Raw genomic sequence first — 25235 nt, forward strand, 5'->3', positions numbered from 1 at the left:
TTTCTCACGTGCTCCACCCACCACGCATCAGCTCATCAAGAATTAGCACATTATTCACATTCTCCATATTTCGCACATTATTTTCCCTACCTTTGCACCTCATTTTCAACCAGACGCACGAGTTGCGTCGCTTAACCAACCCGGTTTATGGCAGTTAAAATCCGCCTCGCCCGTCGTGGCCGCAAAAAGGCCGCTCAATTTGACATCGTAGTAGCTGACGCCCGCGCCCCTCGCGACGGCCGTTTCATCGAGAAAATCGGTACCTACGACCCCAACACCAACCCTGCATCCATCAACTTCGACGGCGACAAAGCTTTCGACTGGATCATGAAGGGTGCTCAGCCCACCGACACGGTGCGCGCTATGCTCTCTTACCGTGGTGTTCTCTACCGCAAGCACCTGCAGCTGGGTGTTATCAAAGGTGCCATCTCGCAGGACGTAGCCGACGAGCGTTTCACTGCCTGGAAAGAGCAGAAAGACGCTAAAATCGAAGGCAAGCGCACTTCGCTGGGCTCGGCTAAGGATGAAGCCCGCAAGGCTGCCCTGGCTGCTGAGACCAAAGTGAAAGAAGCTCGCGCCGAGGCTCTGCGTATCAAAAATACGCCCGTAGCCGCCCCCGCTGCTGAAGCTGCCGAAGGTGAAACGACCGAAGCTGCTGCTTCGACCGAAGGCACCGAGGAAGCCGGCGCCTAAGCGTTAGCCCCAGAGTCAGGGAGTTTGGAAGTGTGGTGCCCAAGCGGCGCAGCTTTCAGGCTCCCTACTTTTTTGACCTTACTTCTCCCCTTTCGCATGACTATCGACGACTGCTATTTGCTGGGCTCTCTGGGCAAAACGCACGGCCTGAAGGGCTTTGTAGTGGCCTTCATGGACGTAGCCGACCTGGATGAGTACCGCGGCCTGAAATCGGTGTACTTGGAGCTGCCCGGCAAGCCCGGTAAACTCGTGCCCTATGGCGTGGACAAGCTCCAGCCCCAGGCCGACGACCGGGCCCTGCTCAAGCTCACCGGCATCGACTCGATAGAAGCCGCCGAACCTCTGCGCAACGCTAAGCTCTACCGCCCGCTGGCCGAGCTACCCGAGCTGGAAGACGACCAGTTCTACTTCCACGACGTGATTGGCTACACCGTAGTCGATGCCGTGCTAGGCGAGCTGGGTACCGTGGAAACCTTCTACGAGATGCCCCAGCAGGATTTGATGGGCATGCGCTACAAGGGCAAGGAAGTATTGGTACCGGTGGTGGACGAACTGGTTTCCCGCGCCGACCAGGCCGAGAAAAAGCTCTACGTGAACCTTCCTGAAGGCCTGCTCGACGTGTACCTGAGCCCAGCCTCCCGGGAGCGGGACGAGCCCGACGAATTCGATGGTCCCGACACGGACGAGGAGCAAGAAGACCAGAAGTAAGCTGCCATGCGCCTTGATATCGTCACCTGCCAGCCCGAATTGCTGACCAGCCCTTTCGCCGTTTCCATCGTGAAGCGGGCCCAGGAAAAAGGCTTGGCTGAAATTCACGTGCACGATTTGCGGCGCTACGCCATCAACAAGCACGGGCAGATTGACGACTACGTGTTCGGCGGCGGAGCCGGTATGGTTCTGCGGGTCGAGCCCATTGCCGCTTGCTTCGACGAGCTGCTGGCCGAGCGCCGCTACGACGCCGTCATCTACATGACGCCCGATGGCGAGACCTTGCGCCAGCCCTTGGTCAACCGGCTTTCATTGGCGGGCAACCTGCTCATTCTCTGCGGCCACTACAAGGGCGTGGACGAGCGGATTCGCAAGGCCTATATCACCCACGAAATCAGCGTGGGCGACTATGTGCTAAGCGGGGGCGAGCTGGGAGCTGCTATTCTGGTAGACGCCGTGGTGCGGCTCTTGCCGGGTGTACTCGGCAACGAGGAGTCGGCCCTGAGCGACTCGTTTCAGGACAACCTGCTAGCCCCACCCGTGTACACTCGTCCTGCGGAATGGCGGGGCGAAAAGGTGCCTGATATTCTACTCTCCGGCAACACGCCGCTGGTAGAGACCTGGCGCCACGAGCAAGCCGTGGAACGGACGCGTCAGCGCCGCCCCGACTTACTGGCAGAATAAAATTGTTAAGTGGTTAATGAGCTGAATGTTGGTTTTTGCGCCGTAAAGCCTTCCGCAGTTTCATAATCCACTACGGAACAATTCCTGCCATTTGTAATCATCAAAACAGAGCGCTATATTTGCGCCTCTTTAAGCGAAACCCCTTGGGCGGCGGCGCCGTCCTTTTTCAAGTTTTTCCAGCCATGAGCGTATTACTCGATTTTATCCAGCAGGAGTCCCAGGAGCGCCGCGCCAGCTTCCCTGTTTTCGCCGCCGGCGACACCGTTAACGTCCACGTGAAAATCCGCGAGGGCAACAAGGAGCGCATTCAGCAGTTCCAGGGTGTTGTTATCCAGCGCAAAAACGCCAGCACCAACGGCGAAACCTTCACCGTGCGCAAAATCTCGAACCAGATCGGTACCGAGCGTATTTTCCCCCTGCTGTCGCCCAACATCGACAAGATCGAGCTGGTGCGCCGCGGCAAAGTACGTCGCGCTCGTCTGTTCTACCTGCGTGGCCTGTCGGGCAAAGCTGCCAAAATCAAAGAGCGTCGCGGTTAATCCCCGCTTCTCTTTAGAAGTACAAAAGCCGGCTCCTTTACGGGAGCCGGCTTTTTGCTTTTAGCGTTTAAGCCAATTCAGCAGAAGCTGGTTTAGCTATTTTGCTGGTTATTGTTCTGCAGATCCTGCTCGGCGCTGGCCTGCGGGTGCTGTACTTGTTTGGCAGCAGCCAGCAATGCTTCACCGAGCTGCTCTACCCGGGGCTTGGTGTTACCGTCGGCAAAGACGGCCGACTTGATGGTATTCTCGCCCAGACGACCCAGCAGGCGGCCGATGACGTTCTTATCGTAGGTGCCCGAGCCGAAATGGGCCTTGAGCTCCTGCATATCAACAATGAGTTGGTGCAGCTCGGGATTATCGGCGTCTTTGAGGTCTTGAATCCAGCGTTGCAGCACGTTGTCGAACCCGGCGTGGGAAGCTACTTCCTGCAGGTTGCCGGTGAGCATATTCGTGGCGGCATCCAAATGAACCTGGTGTTGCACTTCTTTCTTTTCCATAGTAGCGGGGTTTTGGCGGTAAGGGTGAGCGGTACTTTGGGTAGACTTAACGGCCTAGCGCCGCCGAGGTTGGTGGTGACGCAGCTTTTCCGGCTCGAAAACGTACTTTCGCTACCGTTTCCTTTCTACCCTGCTCTCCTTCATGAAAAAAGTATTTACCGGCGCTGCTCTGCTCGCCCTTCCCTTCCTGGCTGTTGCCCAGCAAAGTCCGGCTCCGAAAGGGTATTGGCAGCAGGAAGCCAACTATTCCATCGACGTAACCCTCGACGATAAGCAGCACGAGCTCCGAGGTACCGAGGAGCTGCAGTACACCAACAACTCGCCCGATCAGCTCACCTTTATCTGGTTTCACCTCTGGCCCAACGCCTACAAAGACAACAGCACGGCCTTTGCCAAGCAGCAGCTGCGCAACGGGAGCCGCAAGTTCCAGTTTGCCAAAGACGCCCAGCGCGGCTACATCGACCAGCTCGATTTCAAGGTAAACGGCCAAAGCGCCCAGCTGGCCTACGACCCCGAAAATCCGGACATGGCCAAGCTGATTCTGCCCGAGCCCCTGCCACCCGGGGCCAAAGCCACGATTTCGACGCCTTTCCACGTCAAGATTCCGGACTCATTTTCCCGCTTCGGCCACGTCGAGCAGTCTTACCAGATAACCCAGTGGTACCCCAAGCCGGCCGTGTATGACCGCAAAGGCTGGCACCAGATGCCTTACCTCGACCAGGGCGAGTTCTACTCCGAGTTTGGCTCCTTCGATGTGCGTATCACGCTGCCAGCCAACTACACCGTCGGAGCCACCGGCGTGCTGCAAAACCCCGATGAGCAGCAGCGCCTAGATAAGCTGGCCGAAGCCACGGCGCTGAAGAAAACCGCAGCCGACTTTGGCAAGGACCTGTCCTTCCCGGCTTCGTCGGCGGAAACCAAGACCCTACGTTATGTGCAGGACCGTGTCCACGACTTCGCCTGGTTTGCCGATAAGCGTTTTAACGTGCTCAAGAGCGGCGTCACGCTGCCCTCGGGCCGGCAGGTGACTTCCTGGGTGCTCTTTACCAATTCGGACGCCGACAAGTGGGTAAAAGGCCTGCAGGACGTAAACGACGCGCTGACCTATTACTCGCAGTGGGTGGGGGAATATCCGTATTCGGCTGCTACGGCCGTGGATGGAGCCCTGAGTGCCGGCTCGGGCATGGAGTACCCGATGGTAACCGTAACGATGCCTTCAGCCATTACCCACGAGGTGGGCCACAACTGGTTCTACGGCATTCTAGGCTCCAATGAGCGGGACCACGCTTGGCTCGACGAAGGCGTGAACTCCTACGTGGACGCCCGTCTGACGGAGCGCGACGACCCGCAGGGCGGCATGTTTAGCGGCATTCTCAAGACCAAAGGACTCACGACCAAGCTCGGCATCGACGGATTGCCTAACTCGGCCCTGAGCCAGGTGCCCTACCAGGCTGCGGCCAGCCGGGGCCTCGACCAGCCGGTAGCTGGCCCGCGTGCCGATACGTACGGCAAAGGCAACTACGGCTTTATCGTGTACCTGAAAACGGCAAACCTGTTTAAGTACCTGGCTGGCTACCTGGGACAGGAGCCGTTCGACAAGGCCATGCACGCCTATTACGACCAGTGGCAGTTCCGCCACCCCTACCCCGAAGACATGCAGGCCGTCTTTGAGACATCCACCGGGCAGCAGCTCGACTGGTTTTTCAAGGACATGCTGCAAAACACCCACCGCTACGACGCAGCCGTGTCCGACATCCAGGTGACCGATACGCAGGTGAAGGTACTGGTCCGCAATGACTCGCCTGCACCGTTTGCCGTGCCCGTGAGCACCGTGGATGCCCAGGGCAAGGTGCTCGAAACCCAGTGGACCAACGTTATCAGCACCGAAGACGAGCAGGATGAAGCCCAGGTCAACTTCCGCAAAGAAGGCGTCGCAGCCGTGGTAGTGGACGCCAACTACCTGACACCCCAGCTCAACCGCCGCGACGACCGGATGAAAGTCAGCGGCTCCTTGCGCCGCTTCGAGCCTATCGGGCTCAAGCCCCTGGCTAGTGTGGAGCGCTGGGACCGGTCGACCATCAACTGGGCACCGGTGATTGGGGCCAACACCTCCGACAAGTTCATGCTGGGCGCCGCGTTTTACAACAACCCGCTGGTGCGCAAAAACCTGAACTACCTGCTGATGCCTATGTATAGCTTCAACCGTAACGAGCTCAATGGCATTGCCAACGTAACACTGAGCGTGTTGCCCAACTCCGTGGTACGCCAGATCGAAACGGGACTGACGCTGCAACGCTTCGAGCGCTACTTCAAGGTGGAGCCTAGCCTGACGCTGAAGTTGCCTTTCTCGGGCTTCAACGGCCCCCAGCACACCATTCGGCTGGCCAACACGGCCGTGCGCCTGCAGGACCGCGGCAATGAAACGATGAGCATCCAGACTGGGGAGTATGCCGTGACCGGCGGCAATGCCCTGCAGAAGTGGAGCGCCCACGTTGAGCTCAACCAGCTGACGTCCACCATTTCGCAGGAAACCAACTCGACCAACGCCGTGCTCCTGCGGGCCTCGGCCGCCTATGAGCGGTTTTATTCGCCCAAAAAGCGGGTCAACGTGCGCCTGTTTGGGGGCCGATTCCTCGACAGTTCCTCGGACTTCGTCATGGGCCTGAGCGGCAGCCCCGACTACCGCCGCCAGACGGCTTTCCTGGACCGTCAGCAAATCTCGCACGCCCTGACCGCCCAAGTACACCAGACCGACGACCGGGACGGTGCGTTCAAAGCATTTCTGCCGGTATACAGCCAGAAATGGCTGAGCACTCTGAACCTGCAGGCCGATTTACCCGTGACGCGTCTGGCCGTATTTGCCGACTTTGGTGCTACCGATGAGCGGTTTCAGCTAGATGGCAAAATCAGCAGCCAGCGCCTCTATTACGACGCGGGCTTGGTACTGCCCGTGATTCGTGATATATTCCAGTTGTATCTGCCCGTAGCCGGCTCGCAGTACGCCGACGGCCTGCCCAGCAGCCGCAAGGACTTTACGGACCGGATTCGCTTCGTTTTGCGCCTGGATCAGGCCAACCCGTTCCAGCTTCTCAATAAATATCTCGCTGAGTAATTACTTGCCTATGCGGTTTGCGTTCGGGAGTTTTATCGTGGGTCTGGGTAGCCTGGGGCTGAGCAGCTGCCAGCCCAACTATGCCGAGCTGCCCACGTTTTCGCCCGAACGCAAGCTGCTGCAAGTGGTAGTGGAAGTACCCGCAGGCAGCAACCACGCCCAGCGCTACGACGCCGCCAAAAAAGACTTTCTGCCCGTGCGGCGGGCCGGCCTCGACCACGTGGTTGAGTTTCTGCCCTGCCCCGGCAACCAGGGTTTTATTCCGGGCACACGCCTGGAAAGCACCAACGCTCCCCTGCAAGCCCTGATTCTGGCCGAAACCCAACCCGAAGGCACGGTGGTAGAAGTACTGCCCATCGGCCTGCTTACCCTCGACGACAATGGTGTGCTGGAGCAAGTGGTGGTAGCAGTACCGGCCCGCCCTAGCCAGCAGATCTTGCCCGGCATCACGTCGTGGAAATCTTTGGTAAAGCAGTTTCCTGGCGCCAAGGAAGCAGTAGGCCAGTGGTTTCAGCACCAGGGCCGGCTGGGCGAGGTTCGGTTGGTGGGCTGGAAAGACGAAAAGGCCGCCGACCAGCAGGTACACCAAGCCCTGAAATAATTCAGCCCGTTACAACCAGCCCCAACAAAAAAGCCCGGTCGAATTGCTCGACCGGGCTTTTTTGTTGGAGGAGTAGGGTATACTACTCAATCTTGTTCATGCGCTCCTTTACAGCTTCCAGAGCTACGCGCATGTTGACAATGTCGGCGCGGGCAGCTTCCTGCTCTTTCAGGTTCATGTCGACCAGGTTGTTGTACTGGAGCAGTTCAGCGGCGTTCTGGGCCAGCTGCTGCTGGATTTCCTGCTTCTTCAGCTTGTTCTTCTCAATGTCTTTCTTGATGGCGTCAGCTTTGTTGATAACGGCCATGTGGTTGTTCTGCGAAGAAACGAGAGCCTTTTCAGCTTCCGAGACCTGTACGGCCAAGTCTTCACGGTAAAGCATGCGGGCGAAGTCCTTCAGGTATTTCTCCGAAGCTTTCCACTGCACGGGGGTAGCATCTTTGCTCAAGTAAGCGTTGCCCAAGTCAATCGACCACCATACGGTGGTACCGGTGGGGGTAGCGTCTACTTTGCTGATCACGCGGATCGGCGTTTTGGAGATATCTTCGATAACAACGCCGTCCATGGTGTAGACACCTTTGTCCGACTTGAACTTGCTGCCGAATTTCTCGTTCAGCATTTTCTGCCAAGAATCATCAACACGCTTGCTGTCCAGCTGGATGGTAACACGCTGGCCTTTACGGGGGATACCCTTGATGGCCATGTCTGTTTCATCTACGGGCGATTTCTGCGCGTAGCCAGTCACCGATAGCAACAGCATCAGTAGCAGAGAGAGGAGTACGCCTGGTTTCATAGTGAAATGAAAAAGTTAAAAGAGAAAGAGTTTACAAAAGGTGGTGTGGACTCCGCCGGAGGAATCCAACTCACCAAATTTAACCAGACTCCCCTGATGTTGACGCACGCAGACTTGATTTTTTTTGGAGAATATTCATTTTATTGGATAGGGACTATCTAATATTACCAAAATTCAAATCCTGTATTCTTAAACCATGAATAAGTAAAACTGCGTCCTGCCATAAAAACCGCGTAATCTATTTGGAAACCAAAACAAAAGCCCGTATTACCAGTTCAAAGACTCTATGCATGTAACTGTTGGCCGAACTGAACATTTCAACGCCGCCCACCGCCTTCATAATCCGGCGTGGAGCGATGAGCACAATGCCCGAGTATTTGGCAAGTGCAATAACCCTAACTATCACGGGCATAACTATGAGGTCACGGTGCGCCTGACCGGGCCGGTAGATGAGGCCACGGGTTACGTGTATGATCTGAAGCGGCTCAGCGACCTGATCAAACGCGAGATTCTGGATACCTTTGACCACCGAAATCTGAATCTCGATACCGAGGACTTTCGCGAGCTTAACCCTACGGCCGAGAATATTGCTGTCGTGATCTGGAACCGGCTGCGGGCTCACGTTGAGCCCCACCTCGCCCTGTCGGTCACGCTCTATGAAACGGACCGCAACTTTGTTGAATACCATGGATAATTCCGTGTCAGCGGCTGCGGCCGCGCACAGCTTCGGGCCGGCCGATGCTCACTTGTCGCCCGACCTGCGCACTCCGCTCCGCCCCGATGCCTTTGCCTTGTCGGAGGACGAGAAGATTGACGGCATCGCCGGGCACTTCCGCGAAATCATGCACCTGCTAGGCCTCGACCTGACCGATGATAGTCTGAAAGGGACGCCGCGTCGGGTGGCCAAGATGTACGTGCAGGAGTGGTTTCGCGGCCTCGACCCCCAGCACCGGCCCGAGGTAAAGCTGTTCGACAACCGCTACGGCTACCAGCAGATGCTGGTGGAGAAGGACATTACCGTTTTTTCGTGCTGCGAGCATCACTTCGTCCCGATTATAGGCAAGGCGCATGTGGCGTATCTGCCCGGCGAACATGTGGTAGGCCTCTCGAAGCTAAACCGGGTGGTGCAGTACTACGCCCGGCGCCCCCAGGTGCAGGAGCGCCTTACCCGCCAGATTGCCGAAGAGCTGAAGCATTCCCTGCAGACCGAAAACGTAGCCGTGCTGCTTGAGGCCGACCACCTCTGCGTGATGAGCCGTGGGGTAAACGACACGAGCAGCAGCACCCTGACGGCCGAATACGGGGGCTTGTTCAAGGAGGACCAGGCCCTGCGAGCCGAGTTTTTGCGGCTGCTGGGTAAGTAACCCTGGTACACCCTTGACTATTAAGAAGTAGCTTGCGGCCTGTTTTTCTGCTTACTCCAGCCCAACTTCAGTAGCTTTCCGGCTATTAGCGCTCCATACAATGTCCCGAAAAGTTCTCATTACGGGGGGTACCGGCCTGATTGGTACCCGCCTGGCCGAAATGCTGATTGACGCGGGGTACGAAGTAGCCCTGCTCAGCCGTACGCCCAGCCAGAGCCGCTACCGCAGTTTCCGTTGGGACCCGCAGCACGGTTCCATTGACGAAGCGGCCGTGCCCTACGCCGACTACATTATCAATCTGGCTGGCTCCAGCGTGTCGGAGGGCAAGTGGACGGACGAGCGCAAACGCGACATTATGACCAGCCGCCTGGGCGGTACGGCGCTGCTGACCCGGGAGTTGGAGAAAGGCCACCACCACGTGCGTACCTTCGTTTCGGCGTCGGCCATCGGCATTTACGGCGACAGCGCCGACCGGTTGGTGAACGAGGAAACGCCGCCCGCCCCAGCCGACGATTTTCTGGCTGACGTGGCTCACCAGTGGGAAATGGCCGTGCAGCCAGTGCAGGATATGGGTATCCGAACGGTTATCATCCGCATCGGTATCGTGCTCAGCAATCAGGGTGGCGCTTTGCCGCCCATGGCACGGCCCATCAAGCTAATGGCTGGGGCACCGCTGGGCTCAGGCAAGCAGTACATGTCCTGGATTCACCTCGACGACGTGTGCCGGCTGTTTATTCAGGCCCTGGAAGAGCCCCAGTGGCAGGGCGTGTACAACGGCGTGGCCCCGAACCCAGTAACCAACAAGGCCTTTACGGAAGCATTGGCCGAGGTAATGCACCGCCCCCTGGTGCTGCCCAAAGTGCCAGCTTTCGGTTTGAAACTCGTCCTTGGCGAGATGAGCGAGATTATTCTGGCTTCCCAGCGGGTTAGTGCCGCTAAGGTGCTTGGTACGGGCTTCCGTTTCGAGTATCCGGATTTGAAGCCAGCCCTGGAGTCGTTCTACGGGAAAGAGTAGCGGCGTGCGGGGCTTGGCAAAATGCCTGTCCGGACTGCTTCTGACTACGCTAGCGTATCTGAATTACCAGCTTTTCTACTCGCCCCGGCGGCAGCCCGTCGATGAGGAAGTAGTGCAGCAATTGCAGTTTCTGCGCCAGGAGCTTCATGAAAAGCAAGCCGGGGAGCGTATGCAGCAGCTGTATCCGGAAGGGTTTGTCTACCTCAATTCCCTGTACGCCCTGACCTGGATTGAGCTGCTCCCGCACGTAGCGCCCAACTCCACGCTAGGCCGGGAAGCCCGGACAGAAGCCCGCTGGGCCCTGGGGGAAATTCAGTCCCCGGTAGCGCAGTCCATTTTTGACGAGGAGCTGCCCCTGCCGCGGGGCGCCTTTTACCAAGGCTGGTCGGCCTACGTGCTGGGGCGCTACTTGGCCGCTTTGCCAGCAGCTGAGCGAGACTCGGCCGACGTACGCCATTTCAACCAGCAGTGCGCGCTAATTGCCAATGCGTTGGAGCGCAGTTCAACCCCTTACCTCGAATCGTATGCCGGGGCTGTCTGGCCCGCCGACGGGGTAATGGGTGTAGCAGCTCTGGCTTGGCACGACCGGTTTCAACCATCAAGCTACCGGCCGCTTATTCAGCACTGGCTGAAGACGGTTGACGACCATCTGGATAAGAATGGGCTGATTCCGCACGAGGCCAAGGCCAGCACGGGAGCGGTCCTGGAAGCGGCGCGGGGCTCGTCGCAAAGTCAGCTACTTAACTTCCTGTGCGAAATTGACTCAGGCTATGCCCAGCCCCACTTTCGGCGCTACCGAGCCCTGTTTCTGACCAGCCGGCTGGGGTTGCCCGGACTCCAGGAGGCCGCGCGCGGAATGGCACCCGTAGAGGATATTGATTCGGGGCCGGTTATCTGGGGCGTAGGCGGAGCGGCTTCCTTGGTAGGCCGGCGCACGATGCAGCGCTTTGGCGACACCACCACGGCCGTAGGCTTGCGCAATAGTATAGAAGCCTTTGGCCTGCCCTGGCACGGAGCCACTGGCAAGTATTACCTACTGGGTCAGCTGCCCATTGCCGATGCGTTTATTGCCTGGAGCAATTCGCACAACCCGCACCAGCCCCTGACGGGTTCAGCTTTCTGGCGCGCCTCATTCCAGCTGCTTTCCCTGGGCCTGCTGGTCTTGCTTGCGGCGCCGTTCTGGTTTAGTCGGGCTTCCCGAGGCTGATCGAGGCTATTCTCTTAACGGCTAGAGCTTAATACTGTCGGGAATAGCAGCGCCTTGGGTATTGAGCTGCTCGAGCAGGTTGTCGGTGGCAATAGTATCTACGGCTTCTTCGCGGCGGCGACGCGGCTCCGACTCTGACACACAGATGTACTTTTTGGTGATTTTGCTGGCCGGCCGCGGGAAGGGTCCCATGGTAATATCAAGCTCTTTATCCTTATAAAGCTTTTCCATGTAGGTGCCAAAGATGGGCAGAGCCATCCGGCCGCCTTCGCCCTGCTGGGAACCGTAGAAGTGAATACTGCGGTCTTCACCGCCCACCCAAACGCCGGTCACGAGGTCCTTGGTGACGCCCATGTACCAGCCGTCGGAGTAGTTGGAAGTGGTGCCGGTTTTGCCGCCAATCTGATTGTCTTTTTTCCAGAGGTCGTACTCCCACAGGGCTTGCGAGGTGCCGCCGGGTTCGTCCATGCCGCCGCGCAGCATATAGAGCATCAACCAAGCTGTTTCGGAGGGAATCGCGCGCTTCTGCTTGGGGTCGAATTGCTTGATGACGTTGCCGTTGCGGTCTTCGATGCGGGTAATAAATTGGGGTTCGCTCTGAAAGCCATTGTTGACGAAGGTGCTGTAGGCGTCCACCATTTCGTACACGTTCACGTCGCCACCCGAGCCCAAGCCGATGCTGGGCACCGGCAGTAAGGGGCTCTGAATACCGACTTTGTGGGCGTACTTAGCCACGTTCTCCCACCCCACTTTCTCCGTGAGCTGCGCCGTGACGGAGTTGACCGAGCGGGCCATGGCGTGGCGCAGCGTCATGTTGATGCCGGTGTACTCCCGGGTCACGTTGTCGGGCTGCCACTCCATGTCCTTGCCGTTTTCAACGTACTTAATAGTTACACGCTGGTCCCGGATTCGGTCGCAGGGTGTGTAGCCGTTGTCGAGGGCGGTGAGGTAGACGAAGGGCTTGAAGGTAGAACCTGCTTGGCGGCGGCCCTGCTTCACATGGTCATACTTAAAGAAGCGGTAGTTGATGCCACCCACCCAGGCCTTGACGTGACCCGTGAAGGGGTCCATGGTCATCATGCCCGCGTGCAGGAAGTGCTTGTAGTAGGCCAGCGAGTCGAGGGGGGAAAGGACCAGCGTGGTGTCGCCGTCGCCTTTCCAGGTAAAGACCTTCATCGGACGCTTGGCGTGTAGGGCCGAGTCGAGGCGGGCAGGCTGGCCCTGGTAGCGTTTGGCCAGCTCCTTGTAGAGCTCGGTACGCTTGATCTGGGTTTCGATAAAGCCGGGAATTTCCTTGCCCTCATCATCTACCCAGGGGTTGCCGCCGCGGTTGCGCCAGAACCGGTCGAACTGCTGCTGCAGCTTTTTCATGCGGTCCTGCACGGCGTCCTCGGCGTGGGCCTGCATGCGGGAGTCAATGGTGGTGTAAATTTTTAGCCCGTCGCGGTACATGTCGTAGCCGTTGGCCTCGCACCACTTATTTACGAACTGGCTGACGGCCCCCCGGAAATACGTGTCGGGCCCGTCGATGTGCTTCTCGACCCGGTACTGCAGGGCAATGGGCTGCTGTTGGAGCGAGTCGGTGGCTTTGGCCGTCAGTACGCCGGCCTGGCCCATGCGTTCCAGCACCAAGTTGCGGCGCTTGCGGGCCGTTTCGGGGTGAAAGCGCGGGTTGAAGGCTGTGGGATTGTTGAGCATGCCCACCAGCATGGCGGCCTCTTCGGGCTTGAGGCTGTCGGGCGAAGTATTGAAAAAGGTTTTAGCCGCGACTTTGATACCGAAGGCCTGGGAACCGTATTCCACGGTGTTGAGGTACATCCGCAGAATTTCTTCCTTGGTGTAGCGCTTTTCCAGCTCTACGGCCGTCAGCCACTCCTTGGTTTTGCTGATCAGGGTGCTGACGATGGGAATATGGCCGAGCACGCCCCGCTCGCCGCGGCGGGTTTTGTAGAGGTTTTTGGCCAGCTGTTGGGTGATGGTCGAGCCGCCGCCGTTGCGGCCGCCGCCGGCCACAGCCCGGGCCAAAGCCGTGAGGTCGATGCCCGAATGCTCATAAAAGCGGATGTCCTCAGTGGCAACCAAGGCCTTAACCAGCACCGGCGAAATCTGGTTGAACGGCACCGGGGAGCGGTTTTCCCGAAAGTATTTGCCCAGCAGCACCCCGTCGGCGGTGTAGAGCTCGGAAGCCTGCTCTACTTTGGGGCTTTCCATTTCCTCCAGGCTCGGCGACTTGCCAAACAAGAACAGGAAATTGCTTTTTACCAGGATGGGATACAGCAGAAAAACGCCGACCGACACCACAAAAACACCCCACATGGCCCGCGAAACGAGGTTGGGCCAGCGGCGCTTGGGAACGGTGGTCGGGGTGGGTTTCGGTTGTTCGGAAGCGGACATTCGGGACAGATATAGTCAGGAGGAGCCTGAGCTCCCGGCAACTGAAGTGCAAATATACCAGTTAGCGGCGGCCCGATAAGCGGCCAGTGCCATTACATAGTAGCTATTTGCACGGGCTGGGCAGCACGGCCCAGCTCCGCCGCCCGCCGACTGCGCCAGGTAGCCAGCACGATGAGCAGGCCTTTGCCCGTATCCAGCAGCAGGTTGTCGAGGCGGCCGTAGCCGAGGTACAGGCCCAGCCCGATACCTATCCACCACACTCCCAGCAGGTAGCACAGCGTGGCGTAGTGGGGCTGCCGCTGCCACACCTGCCACAGCGCCACGGCAGCAACCAATGAAACGAACAGTAGCAGCCAGGCCAGGGCGAAGGCCATAAAGCGGGTGTCGGCGGTGGCGGTTACACCAAATTTGTTCAGCACCACATCCGGCGCCGCAAAGCCACCGATGGTAAGGGCCAGCTCAATAACCAGGGCCAGAAACAGAAGAAGGAGCAGCGCGGTACGGGCCATGCGGTGGGGCAAAACGGTGGGAGGCCGTAAGCTAAGGAAATCAGCGGGGGCGACAATGCCCTCTGCCCAGGGGACATTGGCCGGAGGGCAAGTGGCACGCGCTGCCGCTCGCCTGACAAGGACTGGTGAAAGGCAAATGGAAAACCAGGAAACTTGAGCGGCTTGCCGGTGGCAGCCCACGCCGGTTGTTACAGCTTCAGCAGCAGCCCAATGAAGGCCAGCAAACTCACCAGTGCAGCCCCACCGTAGCTGCCGATGGCCGCCAAGCGCCACAGAGCCTTCCAGAAAAAGCTGTCTACTTCATCGGCCATCCGCCATGCCACCCGTGAACAGCACTCCGCAGCCCACCGTCCAAGCCGTGAAAAATCGGCTGGCCAATGGTGTATTAGGCCACACTTCGGAGCTAAAGACCATATTCATCAGGCCAAAAACCAGAGCACCAAGCACCCACCACAGCCGCTGCGGAATTACGCGCAGCAGCAGCTGACCCAAGCGCAGCACGGCACTCATGCTCCGGTTTCGAGCCAGCCGCTGCCCAGCACCAGCACTGCCACCCCGCAGCCGGCCACCACCAAGTGAAACAGCATTCCTAGTACAAAAACGAAAGCCCCGCGCATGCCCTGCAGCTCAATGCTGTGGCCCAGCCGCCACATGGGCGCAGTGGTATAGCGAGCCACCAGAACGTTGGCCCCCAGCATCAGGGCTAGGGCCGTCCAGTCGTTGTAAACCAGTTCGGTGAGCCACTGCCCGGTTTCGGAGGCGCTGTGGCCGGCCCGGTAGAAGTCGGGCAGCTGCAGCCACAGCCAGAGCACGGCTACTACGGCTACCAGAATACCGAGGCTACGGCCCGCAGAAGGCCATTTCAGGGGTGAATTGCTGAGCGTTTTCATACTTTTTGGGCGGATAACCGAGTACTCCATTAGTAAGGCGAATTGGTAGCGGGAGAAGAATGCTGCCAGGTTTCCAGTAACCCGGCTAGGCTGATCAGGCAACCTATTCCGTAGCCTACCGCCAAGCCGGCACCCCACTCGTGTAGCTCATTTTGCATGTCCGTCGACATAAACAGCAGCACGCAGCAGAACTCGTGAGCCAGCGTAATACCCCAATGGGTAAGAGCTGATTGCCGACGGCCTTTGCCACGTACCAGTTTCCAGCGCAGAAAATAGAGCACTAAGCCGGGGATGGCGATACCGCAGAGCAGCCCAAACACGAGCAGAACGTTCATGCCGATGATGGTCAGCGTGTCTTTGGTTTGCTGGGCCCCGGCCAGCCAGCGGCTCGTAACGGATAGGTCGGCCGGCGGGGCTGCGGTTATGGTTATAGGCATGATGTAGATAGATGAAAAAGGAAAGTCCGTTACAGGCTAGCCAGAATGTCGGGGCCCTGGGGCGACCAAATGGTCATGAGCAAAAACACGGACCCGAGCAGCAGGGCCAGCACGGCGCTGGCTACGGGCAGTACCAGATACAGCAGGCGCTGCCGGCGCACGTCGGGGGCGGCGGCCCGCTCTTGCCAGGCCAGCACGAGGGCCAGCACCAGCACGCCGCCCACGCAGAGCAGCACCAGCAGCAGGCTAAGCCCGAATTGAGCAAGTGGATTCATGAGGGAAGGCTTGGGGAAATTACCTAGGAAGGTGGCGAAGGCAGTGCCGCGGGTTTAGTAGTAGCCTGGGGTAGGCGGGGAATTGTCGAGGGCCAGGGCTAGGCCAAGAATCATGAGCAGGATGCTGAACAACTGAAAGCCTACTAGAGCCACGTTCCAGATCAGGCTGAGCCCGAACAGCCACCAAGCCGCCTGGGGCAGATGCGGGCTGATCCGGCGCCACTGCCGAAACACGCCGTATTTCCAGATGAGCAGGTGGATGGCCAGAAAGCTGAGCAGGGCCAGGATTTCGCCCAGGTTTTGCTCGATGCCCACCGCCAGCCCCAGGCTAAACAGGGTCCTCCAGCCGGCCACAACTCCCACCGTCAGAGCCACGGAGTGCAGACAGTGCCGGGCGGCTTGGGCCGTTGCCTGGTTCCAGAGGCTATTCACGGCGGCTCAGCTCCTGGTAAGCCCGGTAGTCGGCCCAGGTATAGCTGGGCCAGTGGCGCATGCTTTGCCGCGACTGGAACTCCAGGATGCGGCGCTCCAGCTGCTGCTGGGCCTCGGCTGCGGGCAGCGGCACCCAGGTGCTGTAGTTGTTTTCCTGTACCAGGCGCCGGCCCGTGAGCAAGGCCTTATGAGCCGCCAGCTCGGGCAACACCCGGTCGGGCATGTCGAGCAGGAAGCCGTAGTCAATTTCGGCAAAGCGGGCCTGCAGGTTGTAGCGGGCAATCCAGATTTCCCAGTTGCCGCAGGCCAGCAGCACCATCACGGCATAAGCGGCCAGGGCATTGAGGCGAAACAGCGCATACGCCGAGCGGCGCTGCCAGATTTTGAGCAGCACAGTAGCCAGCCCGAAGAAAGTCAGCAGTAGAAAGCCATACACTCCGATGCGCTTGTAAGCCAGGCCGGTGTATTGAATATAATAGTAGTTGCGCAGCCCCACCGATATGGCCAGTACTGCGTTTTGCAGTACCCACACCGTGGCGGCGCGGCGCAGCAAGGGCAGGCCCGGCTGGTAGAAATTCAGGTTGCGGCGAAAAAACCACAGCACGATACCCATGGCAACCAGAATGCTCAGAATCAGTACGTAGGTGCCCTCGTGCACAAACTGCGTGAGGTCGAAGCCCTTGGCCGGCACGAAGCCAAACCAGATCCAGCGAATATCAATGACGTTGACGACCAGCAGCAGCACGTTGACCAAGCCAATCAAGCTCAGGGCCATCAGGTATTCGCGGCGCAAATCCAGTACCCCAAACGATTTGGTGCGAAAATCAGGGCGGCGCACGGCAAAGGACGCTACCTGGTCCCGGCTCCGGCGCACAAACTCCCCAAAGCGCGACTCCTGATCGGCGAAGTAATGCACCGGGATGATGAAAATGGCCCCGGCAGTGAGTACCAGACCCAGCCCGAAAAACAGCAGGTGCAGCACCGATGGCCAGGCGAAGAGCTGGTCCAGGACTTCACCAATGGCATCCAGGATTCGGCCTGCCAGGTCGTTATACTTCGGGTTGGCAATGGCAAACAGCACGTGAAACACCAGCAGCGCGGCCAATGGCACTACCAGCAAACGGCCGTAGTAGCGCGTGCGGTTCAGACGGCCGTCCAGGTTGTGGGGCAGGCGTACCATTTGGGCTAGGCGCTGCACGGCCGGCAGCAGGTTACCGAGCCCCGTGAGCAGGGCGTAGCCCACCAGCTTCAAATGGCCCTGATTGACGTAGCCCAGCCAAACTGCCAAGGAAGCCACTGCACTCAGTTGGGCCGCGCCCGACCCGTACACGGCCACCATCAGGGCGCTGAGCACGGTGCCACCAAGCGTGAGCCAGAAGTAGCCCGAGCGCCACACCGCCGCGTGTCGGGGCAGACTGGCTAACACGCCCCCTACCACAAATACGGTGTAGAGCAGCATATTCAGGGCCATGCGCTCCTGCCAGAACAGCACGTCGAACAGGATGGCGCCCACCGGCAGCAGCAGCTTCTGCAGGGCAGTGAGGGGAAACGGCCGGGTTGCCGAGTGGCCAGCAGCCGGCCATTGGGCCGCTGCGGAGGTTAGCGTCGTCATGTTAGGTTATTTTTTTAAAAGAACTTTGAATTACAAAGTGCGAAGGCAAAAAAACTACGCGGACCCGCGCAGTAATTTTTCGAGGGCCGTCAGGTGGTCCTGAAACGCCGATTTGCCCTCTGTGGAAGCCTGGTAAGTGGTATTGGGCTTCTTGCCCACAAACTGCTTGTTGACCAGCACGTAGCCCGCTTTTTCCAGGGCCGACACGTGGCTGGCTAAGTTGCCGTCGGTCAGGTCGAGGGCGTCTTTCAGCTCATTAAAGCTCACGGATTCATTGGCCATGAGCACTGCCATGACGCCCAACCGCACCCGGTTGTCGAAAGCCTTATTGAGCGTATGGATGAGGTGTTTCACAGCGTAGGCCGAGGCGCCCGTTCGTAGCGGTTATACATGAGTAAGCCGTAGCCGATATGGCCCAGCCCAAAGCCCAGAGCGAAGAAAATCAGGCCCCAGCCGGGCAGCAGGATTGCTACCAGGCCCAGAGCCATCTGAGTCAGGCCCAGCAGCCGGATTTCATCAAGGGTGTATTTGCTGGCGTTGAGCAGGGCCAGGCCGTAAAACAACAGCAAGCCCGGCACCACGAACGACGCCGCGCCGCGAATATACAACCCGGTGCAGAACAAGCCCCCGGCCACCAGCGGCAACGCCAGGCTAAGCAGCAACCGGCGCGCCGGCGCATCCCACAGAGTCCGGCCTTCCTGGGTGGCCCGGCGGTGGGTAAAGTAGAAGGCCACCAGCAAAGCCAGCCCAATCATGCCAATGGCCAGGCCCAGCAGAAAAGGGTAAGCCGCCTGCCGCTCGGCCGTGGAGCCTTCCACTAGGCGCAGAAAGCCCTGGTCGCCATAGTGGGTTTGCAAATACCAGTGCCCCAAACCAGTACCAGCCAGGGCCACCACTCCTGCTCCCACTCCCGACAGGCCACTGAGCGACAAAAAGCGGGAAGACCGCTCCATGATGGCGCGAATCTCGGTGAGTTGAGCAAGTGGATCGGTAGCTGGCTTCATGTCTTTCAGAGCACTTTGTAATGCAAAGCTACTAGACAAACGATATATTGCAAGACTTCATACCCAACATTTTTCAATTCTTTATAGACCCTATGCAATACTTGGCCCAGTCCTCTGCTAGTTCTTGGCATTCACTGAGCCGGCTGCTGCTTGCCACGCTCGGCCAGTATCTGCTCATTATGGTAGTTGGAGCCCTGCTGTGGATACCTTTATCAGTAACCCTCCCGGATAGCAGCGCCGAACAGCCTTCGCTAGCAGAGGCACTAAAGACATTGCTGACAGATATGGCCTTTCAGTTTGCTATGGCCCTGCAATTCTCCTGGCCCGTAGCCTCTATCCTGTTGCTGACGCTTGAGGTGTTATACAACTATGCCCAACACTGGCGGCCCTGGCAACGCTGGCTTCTGCTGCTGACGGGCATAACCCTGAGTGCATTTTTACCCGTACCCTACGTGCGGGCAGCATGGTCGGAATTATTCGATGTGAGTTTGTACTGGGCATTCGAGGTTTGCCGGCCCTGGATTCTGGCTGCCTACCTGGTTACGCTCTGGGCGAACCGTAACTACCTGCGCTCCGCATCTTCTTCCTAACACTTCCTCATGCGCCTGCGCCTTCAGTTATTCGAATTTGAGGACCTACCCTGGTTTCCCGGCATCATCCGGGCGGGCATGATGGACTACCTGCGCTTCATGATCAGCGCCCTGGATACGTATCAGCCCATCGTGCCGCTGCTGCGCGAGGCGCTACAAGCCACCGGGCAGCAGCGGCTGGTGGAGCTGGGCGCTGGGGCCGGGGGCGGCACCGAGGGTGTCACGCTAGCGTTGCGGCAGTATCCGGAGCTACGGGAGTTGCGCGTTACGCTCACCGATTTGTACCCCCAGCCTGCGGCCTGGCAGCTACTGGCCCAGCGCAACGCCCCAGCCATTGACTTTGAACCAGCTCCGGTGGATGCCTTGGCCGTGCCCCCGCCGCTGACGGGTTTCCGCACGATATTTTCCGCCTTTCACCACTTCTCCCCCACCGCCGCCCAAGCCCTGCTGGCCGATGCCGTCCGCCAAAACGCGGGCATTGGCGTCTTTGAAGGCGCAGGCAAGCACTGGCTGGAAATTCTGCTGGCCTGGACGGTGCTGCCCGTGGCTCAGCTGCTGATTACGCCCTTTATCCGCCCCTTCAGCCTGGGCCGACTGGTCTTCACTTACCTGATTCCGCTTATTCCGCTCTTTACCATCTGGGACGGCACCGTGTCGATTCTGCGCATGTACCCACCCGAGCAGCTGCTGGCCCTGGCCCACCGCGCCGACCCCGAGGGGCGCTTCGTCTGGCAGGCAGGAAAGGTGCGGCATAGTTGGGGCCCGGAGGTAACCTACCTGATTGGCCGGCCCCGGTAAAGCCAGTACCCGCCTAAAACCTACATTTGCCCCATGCTGCTTGCTTACCGCCGGGCGCTGCCCTTGCTGCGCATTCCCTTTTCCGTGTACCTGATGCCCGTCTACTGGTTTGGACTGAGCGCGCTGCCCCGGGCTGTGGATGGAGTCCGGGCCCTGGGCGTGTTCATCGTGCTGCACCTGCTAGCCTATCCGGCTTCGAACGGCTATAACTCCTACTACGACCGGGACGAAGGCAGTATCGGCGGGCTCAAGCAGCCGCCCAAGGTTTCTGAGGAGCTGATTCACCTGGTGTGGCTCTTCGACGCGCTGGCCGTGCTGGGCGGCTGGCTCCTGTCGCCGCTGTTTGCGGCCCTGGTGGCGGTGTATCTGCTGATTTCGAAAGCCTACAGCTATGAGGGTATCCGGCTCAAGAAATACCCGTTTCTGAGCACGTTCGTGGTGGTGGTGTTTCAGGGAGCCTACACATTTCTTATGACCCAAGTGGGTGCCGGAGCCGATTCATCGGCTATTCTAGAGCCCACCAATCTGCTGCTGGCCTTGGTCAGCACGCTGTTCCTCTGCGGGTCTTACCCGCTTACCCAGGTCTATCAGCACCAGGAAGACCGGCAGCGGGGCGACCTGACGCTGAGCTTGTGGCTGGGGCTGCGCGGCACCTTTGTCTTTGCCGCCGTGGGTTTGCTGAGCGGGGCGCTGCTGCTGGCTTTCACCTATTGGCAGCGCGACGAGCTCCGTAATCTGCTAATTTTTCTGGTGGCTACCGGGCCGGTCATCGTGCTGTTTGGGCGCTGGGCCTGGGCCGTGTGGCACAGCCCCGCCGCTGCTGACTTCGAGCATACGATGCGCATGAACCAGGTGTCGTCGTTGTGCCTGAGCGCGGCCTTTATGCTGATGTTTTTCTGGGCGCTGCTAGCTGATAATAGTAGCCTAGCTGCCACCGTTAACTCAACACTACCGCTCTGCGCTACGTATTTGGGCGGATAAAAACCTTGAAAACGATGCGCTACGCTACTTTTGCCTCCCTGCTATTATTCGCCGCAGCCTCCTGCTCCACCACCGATTCGTCGCAGAACAGCGGCGCGGCAGTCACCACCGACTCTGTAGCCACGGCCGCCGAGCCGATGGATACCACCCGGGCCCGCAGTGTTACGGCCCAGTCGGATACGCTAAAAGTGGTGCGCACCCGGCACGTGTTTTCGGCTCCCGGCTCTCCCGACCAGTTTACGGCTGTGCTCCGGGGCGCTTCGGTGCTCAACGGCGAGGTTTCAATCACCATTACTGATGCCGCGGGCCAGGTTATTTTCCGCGAAATGCTCAGTCCCAGCGACCTGGAGGCCTCCATGGTGTACGAAATGAAAACGGCCACCGCTACCCAGGCCGAGCGCGAAGCCTTCGTGCGTCGCCGCCTCGACACCTTCTTCGCAGAACCTAACTTCCGCAAGCCTGCTGTGGGCCCTAAGGAAACCTACTCCCCCGGCGAACTGGACCGCCCCACCTGGGACGACCTGCGCCAGCGCCCCGACGCGGTCAGCTTTCAGTATCTGGTCGGCAAGGAAGACCGGAAGCGCATCGTTTGGTCGCCGCTCAAAAAACAAGTGGTGCACCTGCCCGGCTTCGGCAGCTAAGCCGCTTTTCCGGCCGGTTTACTTAGCTCCTTCTTCCTGGGCCTGCTGCAGCGCCTGCTCCACGCTGCTGGTGAAGGCGTCGTAAGGCATGAAGCCGCGGGCCAGCAGGTAGCCCTGGTTGCCGACGCGCAGAATGGTCGTGGGAAATCCTTGTACCCCGATACGGCCCACGGCTGCAAACTCCTGGCGCGTAGCCTGGGCGGTTTCGGGCAAGGCCCAACGCCGCTGAAACTCGGCCACATTCAAGCCAAAATCGGCAGCCAGCACGGCGTAGGTGTCCGGGTCGTTGAGGTCTTTGCCTTCCCCGAAATAGGCCTGCTGCAATGCGTGGGCAAAGCTGGCCGTTTGGTTGTAGGGGTCGAGCTGGCGGAAAACGGTCAGGGCCCGGCTCGGCGGCTCAGAGTCCTGCCTGCGGCTGCCCTCGGCGCCCAACTCCCGGAAAGCCCGCCCAAACTCGACGCCGGCCACTTTCTCCACCTGCTCCAGGGCCACGCTGATGTAGTCCCAGTCCTGACGAATCGGGCCGACATTCTCGCCCGTCACCATGCCTCCGCTCAGCACCGACACGGTCAGGCGGCCGGCAAACTCGTTTTGGATACGCTCTATCACCGGGCTCATGCCGTAGCACCAGCCGCAGAGTGGGTCGAAGATGTAGAGGATTTCGGGCAGGTCGGGCGTTTGTTCCATAAGGTTTGCAGCAAAAGCGGTAAGACCAGCAAAGGAAGGCAAATGTTTACCATCGATAAAACGCAAAGGCCAGTGAAACCTCGTTTCACTGGCCTTTGCGTTTTACATCAATTCCGGCTTAGCCGTTCATCGACATCAGGAACTCTTCGTTGTCCTTGGTACCTTTCATGCGGTCTTTCAGGAACTCCATGGCCTCCGAGGCGGTCATGTCGGCCATAAATTTACGCAGCACCCAGATGCGGTTCAGTTCGTCGCGGTTCATGAGCAGGTCTTCACGGCGGGTGCCGGAAGCCGGTACGTCGATGGCCGGGAAGATGCGCTTGTTGGCCAGCTTGCGGTCCAGCTGCAGTTCCATGTTGCCGGTCCCCTTGAATTCCTCAAAGATAACCTCATCCATCTTGGAGCCGGTTTCAATCAGGGCCGTAGCAATAATGGTCAGCGAGCCGCCATTCTCCACGTTGCGAGCCGCACCGAAGAAGCGCTTGGGCTTGTGCAGGGCATTGGCGTCCACACCACCCGACAGGATTTTGCCTGAAGCGGGCTGCACCGTGTTGTAGGCGCGGGCCAGGCGGGTAATCGAGTCGAGCAAAATTACCACGTCGTGCCCGCACTCTACGAGGCGCTTGGCCTTTTCCAGGGCGATGCTGGCAATTTTCACGTGGCGGTCGGCCGTTTCGTCGAAGGTGGAGCTCAGCACTTCGGCTTTCACCGAGCGGGCCATATCCGTGACTTCTTCCGGGCGCTCATCAATTAGCAGAATGATGAGGTAGACCTCGGGGTGGTTTTCGGAAATTGAGTTGGCAATTTCCTGCAGCAGCACCGTTTTACCGGTTTTAGGCTGGGCCACAATCAAGCCGCGCTGACCTTTACCGATGGGGGCAAACAAGTCCAGAATTCGGGTGCTGAGCTGGCTCGACTTGGTCGAAAGCTTCAGGCGCTCCTCGGCAAACAGCGGAGTCAGGTTAGTAAATGGGATACGGTCCCGGGCTTCTTCTAGCGTGCGGCCGTTGATGCCTTCCACGCCTACCAGGGCGAAGTACTTCTCCCCTTCCCGCGGCGGCCGTATCGTGCATTTTACCGTGTCACCGGCCTTCAGCGCGAATTGCTTCACCTGCTGGGGTGCCACGTAAATGTCGTCGGGCGAAGCCAGATAATTGTAGAACGGGGACCGCAGGAAGCCGTAGCCGCCGTCGGGCATCATTTCTAAGGTGCCTTCGCTGGGAATGACAATGTCGAAATCGTTGCGGGGGCGCTGCTGGGCTTGCTCACCCTGGGGGCGGGGCTCGCCGGCCTGGCGCTGTTCGCCACTCTGCCGCAACTGCCGCTGCTGGTCGCGGGCGGCAAACCGGTCTTCGCGGCGGCCTTCACGACCCTCCCGCTCGGGGCGGGGCTCCCGCAGCTCGCGAGGGGTGTCGCGCAGAGCCCGGGGCTCCCGCTGGTCACGATTTTCGCGGGCCTCCCGTCCTTCACGGGGAGCATCAGCGCGGTACTCCCGGGCTTCCCGGGGCGCATCCGTACGCGGTTCGCGGGGGGCATCGGTGCGAGGTTCCCGCGGCTCGCGGTTTTCGCGGGGCTCCCGGTTTTCCCGGAAGTTGCGGGGCTCGCGGCCATCTTCCCGGACTTCGCGTGCCTCCCGGGGCTGCCCATTAGGCTGCTCGGGACGCGGCTCACGAAATACAATCGGGGCCGGTGCTACGGTCGTTTCGGTAGCAGCCGGAGCAGCTTCCACAGCAACCTCCGCGGGGGCAGGGGCGGCAACTTCCGCAGTTGCATTATTTTGTTCTTCAGCTTCCGGAGCCGCTACAGCTTCCGGCGCTTCTTCGGCCCGGTTGCGGGCTTCGGAGCGGCTGCGGCGCTCAGGGCGTTGGTAAGGCTTGATAGGGCGGGCTGCCGATTCGGGAGCGACACCGGCGGGCTCGGCTACGGCGGCTTCCACGGCGGCCGGCGCAGCAGGCTCAGGCGCAGCCGCTACTATAGGAGCAGCCGCGGCAGCCGTAGCACGGGCTACGCCATTATCGCGGCGGGGCGGCGTAGTACGCGGAGCGCGGGAATTGGTGCGGGCCGGGGCCGGCGCTACGGCTACCGGCGCGGGCAGCTCGGGCGCAGCCGTAGCCACGGCTACATCGGAGAAAGCGAGAGGCGCAGCCGCTACGGGCTTGTCGTCCCCGGTTTTCACTTTTTTGGGGAGCTTGTCGGCGGGCGTGATGGCCTGCTGATCGAGAATCTTATAAATCAGATCCTGCTTGCTGAGTTTTTTGAAGTTACCGACGTTCAGTTCTTCCGCTATTTCCTTCAGTTCAGAAAGCAAACGGTCCTTCAACTCTTCAATATTGTACATACACTAAAACTGGGAGAAAAAACGGGCGGAGCAACCGACACAAAGCAACACAGGCCAATCCGGGCAGCAAAAGCAGCCGCAAGGCGGCGCGAAGCACAGTAGTTCGGAATGAAACGGGGTAATTAGGAGGGGGAGGCGCTGGAGATAAATCGGGCCGTGCGCAATAGAAACTGACTGCGGGCCCGGCATCAGCGGCCGGCTTGCTTACGCAATGTTAGCGTAATACGCCCGAACCGCCAAATGGGATACATTTTTTTTACCTGATTGGTGCGAAGCTCTTTCAAGTAGTTTGCCGACCCTGCAGATACAGTCCTGGAGCATCGACGGTATTGCTTACCGGCAAATCCGGTTTTGGGTTGCACTCGGGCTCCAATCGTGTTTTTATCCGAAAGCCTATGTAAAAAAACCTACTTTTGCTTTTGTTCAAAACCGCG

At 59.3% G+C, this 25235-nt stretch carries 29 protein-coding genes; 14 read left to right on the plus strand and 15 right to left on the minus strand.

The window, feature by feature from the left end; all coding sequences use genetic code 11:
* Positions 1-147: 147 nt before the first annotated feature.
* From MUN80_RS24855 to rplS, 4 genes are all read left to right on the plus strand, one after another.
* Positions 148-693, plus strand: coding sequence for a 30S ribosomal protein S16 (locus tag MUN80_RS24855; RefSeq protein WP_244675560.1), 546 nt, complete (start codon positions 148-150; stop codon positions 691-693).
* 96 nt (positions 694-789) lie between these two features.
* Complete coding sequence (gene rimM / locus MUN80_RS24860; RefSeq protein WP_244717488.1) at positions 790-1401, plus strand: ribosome maturation factor RimM; 612 nt, start codon at positions 790-792, stop codon at positions 1399-1401.
* Positions 1402-1407: 6 nt separating this feature from the next.
* On the plus strand, positions 1408-2085 hold the full coding sequence (gene trmD, locus MUN80_RS24865) for a tRNA (guanosine(37)-N1)-methyltransferase TrmD (protein WP_244717490.1): 678 nt from the start codon (positions 1408-1410) through the stop codon (positions 2083-2085).
* A gap of 182 nt (positions 2086-2267) precedes the next feature.
* Positions 2268-2624, plus strand: coding sequence for a 50S ribosomal protein L19 (gene rplS, locus MUN80_RS24870; RefSeq protein WP_100337626.1), 357 nt, complete (start codon positions 2268-2270; stop codon positions 2622-2624).
* Positions 2625-2716: 92 nt separating this feature from the next.
* Here the strand turns inward: rplS and MUN80_RS24875 are convergent, their stop codons facing one another.
* A complete protein-coding gene (locus MUN80_RS24875) occupies positions 2717-3121 on the minus strand; it encodes a hypothetical protein (RefSeq protein WP_244717492.1) in 405 nt (134 codons plus the stop codon).
* 142 nt (positions 3122-3263) lie between these two features.
* Between MUN80_RS24875 and MUN80_RS24880 the strand changes: the two genes are divergently transcribed.
* Positions 3264-6233, plus strand: coding sequence for a M1 family metallopeptidase (locus tag MUN80_RS24880; protein ID WP_244717494.1), 2970 nt, complete (start codon positions 3264-3266; stop codon positions 6231-6233).
* A gap of 10 nt (positions 6234-6243) precedes the next feature.
* Positions 6244-6834, plus strand: a complete 591-nt coding sequence (locus tag MUN80_RS24885) for an inorganic diphosphatase (RefSeq protein ID WP_244717496.1) — start codon at positions 6244-6246, stop codon at positions 6832-6834.
* Positions 6835-6916: 82 nt separating this feature from the next.
* Here MUN80_RS24885 and MUN80_RS24890 read toward each other — a convergent pair whose 3' ends face one another.
* Entirely contained in the window at positions 6917-7627 is a 711-nt protein-coding gene (locus MUN80_RS24890; RefSeq protein WP_244717498.1) for a DNA repair ATPase, read from the minus strand.
* A 286-nt stretch (positions 7628-7913) separates the two neighbouring features.
* On the opposite strand from MUN80_RS24890, the gene MUN80_RS24895 reads away from it, so the two are divergent.
* The 4 genes from MUN80_RS24895 (at position 7914) to MUN80_RS24910 (ending at position 11213) form a co-directional block, all read left to right on the plus strand.
* On the plus strand, positions 7914-8321 hold the full coding sequence (locus MUN80_RS24895) for a 6-pyruvoyl trahydropterin synthase family protein (RefSeq protein ID WP_244717501.1): 408 nt from the start codon (positions 7914-7916) through the stop codon (positions 8319-8321).
* Positions 8314-8991 carry a GTP cyclohydrolase I FolE gene (gene folE, locus MUN80_RS24900; RefSeq protein WP_244717504.1) on the plus strand — a complete coding sequence of 226 codons (678 nt, stop codon included), beginning with the start codon at positions 8314-8316 and terminating at the stop codon, positions 8989-8991. The genes MUN80_RS24895 and folE overlap by 8 nt, the downstream gene beginning before the upstream one ends.
* 100 nt (positions 8992-9091) lie before the next feature.
* On the plus strand, positions 9092-10006 hold the full coding sequence (locus MUN80_RS24905; RefSeq protein ID WP_244717507.1) for a TIGR01777 family oxidoreductase: 915 nt from the start codon (positions 9092-9094) through the stop codon (positions 10004-10006).
* Between the two features lie 13 nt (positions 10007-10019).
* Positions 10020-11213: a hypothetical protein gene (locus tag MUN80_RS24910; RefSeq protein WP_244717510.1), complete on the plus strand. Its 1194-nt coding sequence runs from the start codon at positions 10020-10022 to the stop codon at positions 11211-11213.
* A 21-nt stretch (positions 11214-11234) separates the two neighbouring features.
* Here MUN80_RS24910 and MUN80_RS24915 read toward each other — a convergent pair whose 3' ends face one another.
* From MUN80_RS24915 to MUN80_RS24960, 11 genes are all read right to left on the minus strand, one after another.
* Positions 11235-13607: a transglycosylase domain-containing protein gene (locus MUN80_RS24915; protein WP_244717512.1), complete on the minus strand. Its 2373-nt coding sequence runs from the start codon at positions 13605-13607 to the stop codon at positions 11235-11237.
* Between the two features lie 92 nt (positions 13608-13699).
* Entirely contained in the window at positions 13700-14116 is a 417-nt protein-coding gene (locus MUN80_RS24920; protein ID WP_244717515.1) for a hypothetical protein, read from the minus strand.
* A gap of 188 nt (positions 14117-14304) precedes the next feature.
* Entirely contained in the window at positions 14305-14427 is a 123-nt protein-coding gene (locus MUN80_RS26065; RefSeq protein ID WP_262922029.1) for a hypothetical protein, read from the minus strand.
* Entirely contained in the window at positions 14417-14626 is a 210-nt protein-coding gene (locus MUN80_RS24925; protein WP_244717518.1) for a hypothetical protein, read from the minus strand. The genes MUN80_RS26065 and MUN80_RS24925 overlap by 11 nt, the downstream gene beginning before the upstream one ends.
* Entirely contained in the window at positions 14623-15006 is a 384-nt protein-coding gene (locus MUN80_RS24930) for a hypothetical protein (protein ID WP_244717521.1), read from the minus strand. The genes MUN80_RS24925 and MUN80_RS24930 overlap by 4 nt, the downstream gene beginning before the upstream one ends.
* 29 nt (positions 15007-15035) lie before the next feature.
* On the minus strand, positions 15036-15443 hold the full coding sequence (locus MUN80_RS24935) for a hypothetical protein (RefSeq protein WP_244717524.1): 408 nt from the start codon (positions 15441-15443) through the stop codon (positions 15036-15038).
* A 29-nt stretch (positions 15444-15472) separates the two neighbouring features.
* Positions 15473-15718 carry a hypothetical protein gene (locus tag MUN80_RS24940; protein ID WP_244717527.1) on the minus strand — a complete coding sequence of 82 codons (246 nt, stop codon included), beginning with the start codon at positions 15716-15718 and terminating at the stop codon, positions 15473-15475.
* 54 nt (positions 15719-15772) lie between these two features.
* Complete coding sequence (locus tag MUN80_RS24945; RefSeq protein WP_244717530.1) at positions 15773-16150, minus strand: hypothetical protein; 378 nt, start codon at positions 16148-16150, stop codon at positions 15773-15775.
* Positions 16143-17762 carry a DUF4153 domain-containing protein gene (locus tag MUN80_RS24950; protein WP_244717533.1) on the minus strand — a complete coding sequence of 540 codons (1620 nt, stop codon included), beginning with the start codon at positions 17760-17762 and terminating at the stop codon, positions 16143-16145. The genes MUN80_RS24945 and MUN80_RS24950 overlap by 8 nt, the downstream gene beginning before the upstream one ends.
* A 54-nt stretch (positions 17763-17816) precedes the next feature.
* A complete protein-coding gene (locus MUN80_RS24955) occupies positions 17817-18116 on the minus strand; it encodes a winged helix-turn-helix domain-containing protein (RefSeq protein ID WP_244717535.1) in 300 nt (99 codons plus the stop codon).
* Positions 18113-18766 carry a hypothetical protein gene (locus MUN80_RS24960; protein ID WP_244717538.1) on the minus strand — a complete coding sequence of 218 codons (654 nt, stop codon included), beginning with the start codon at positions 18764-18766 and terminating at the stop codon, positions 18113-18115. The genes MUN80_RS24955 and MUN80_RS24960 overlap by 4 nt, the downstream gene beginning before the upstream one ends.
* Positions 18767-19050: 284 nt before the next feature.
* On the opposite strand from MUN80_RS24960, the gene MUN80_RS24965 reads away from it, so the two are divergent.
* The 4 genes from MUN80_RS24965 to MUN80_RS24980 are packed head-to-tail and all read left to right on the plus strand — an operon-like array spanning position 19051 to position 21776.
* The gene (locus tag MUN80_RS24965) at positions 19051-19356 is read left to right on the plus strand and encodes a hypothetical protein (RefSeq protein WP_244717541.1); all 306 of its coding nucleotides are present in this window, start codon (positions 19051-19053) and stop codon (positions 19354-19356) included.
* 9 nt (positions 19357-19365) lie between these two features.
* A complete protein-coding gene (locus MUN80_RS24970) occupies positions 19366-20154 on the plus strand; it encodes a class I SAM-dependent methyltransferase (RefSeq protein ID WP_244717544.1) in 789 nt (262 codons plus the stop codon).
* 33 nt (positions 20155-20187) lie between these two features.
* Complete coding sequence (locus tag MUN80_RS24975) at positions 20188-21135, plus strand: UbiA family prenyltransferase (protein ID WP_244717547.1); 948 nt, start codon at positions 20188-20190, stop codon at positions 21133-21135.
* A 14-nt stretch (positions 21136-21149) separates the two neighbouring features.
* Positions 21150-21776, plus strand: coding sequence for a hypothetical protein (locus tag MUN80_RS24980; RefSeq protein ID WP_244717550.1), 627 nt, complete (start codon positions 21150-21152; stop codon positions 21774-21776).
* An 18-nt stretch (positions 21777-21794) separates the two neighbouring features.
* Here MUN80_RS24980 and MUN80_RS24985 read toward each other — a convergent pair whose 3' ends face one another.
* Both MUN80_RS24985 and rho read right to left on the minus strand, forming a co-directional pair.
* A complete protein-coding gene (locus MUN80_RS24985; protein WP_244717553.1) occupies positions 21795-22463 on the minus strand; it encodes a DsbA family protein in 669 nt (222 codons plus the stop codon).
* Between the two features lie 118 nt (positions 22464-22581).
* On the minus strand, positions 22582-24801 hold the full coding sequence (gene rho / locus MUN80_RS24990) for a transcription termination factor Rho (protein WP_244717555.1): 2220 nt from the start codon (positions 24799-24801) through the stop codon (positions 22582-22584).
* Between the last annotated feature and the right edge of the window lie 434 nt (positions 24802-25235).

This window comes from Hymenobacter cellulosivorans (genome assembly GCF_022919135.1).
Taxonomy (GTDB): domain Bacteria; phylum Bacteroidota; class Bacteroidia; order Cytophagales; family Hymenobacteraceae; genus Hymenobacter; species Hymenobacter cellulosivorans.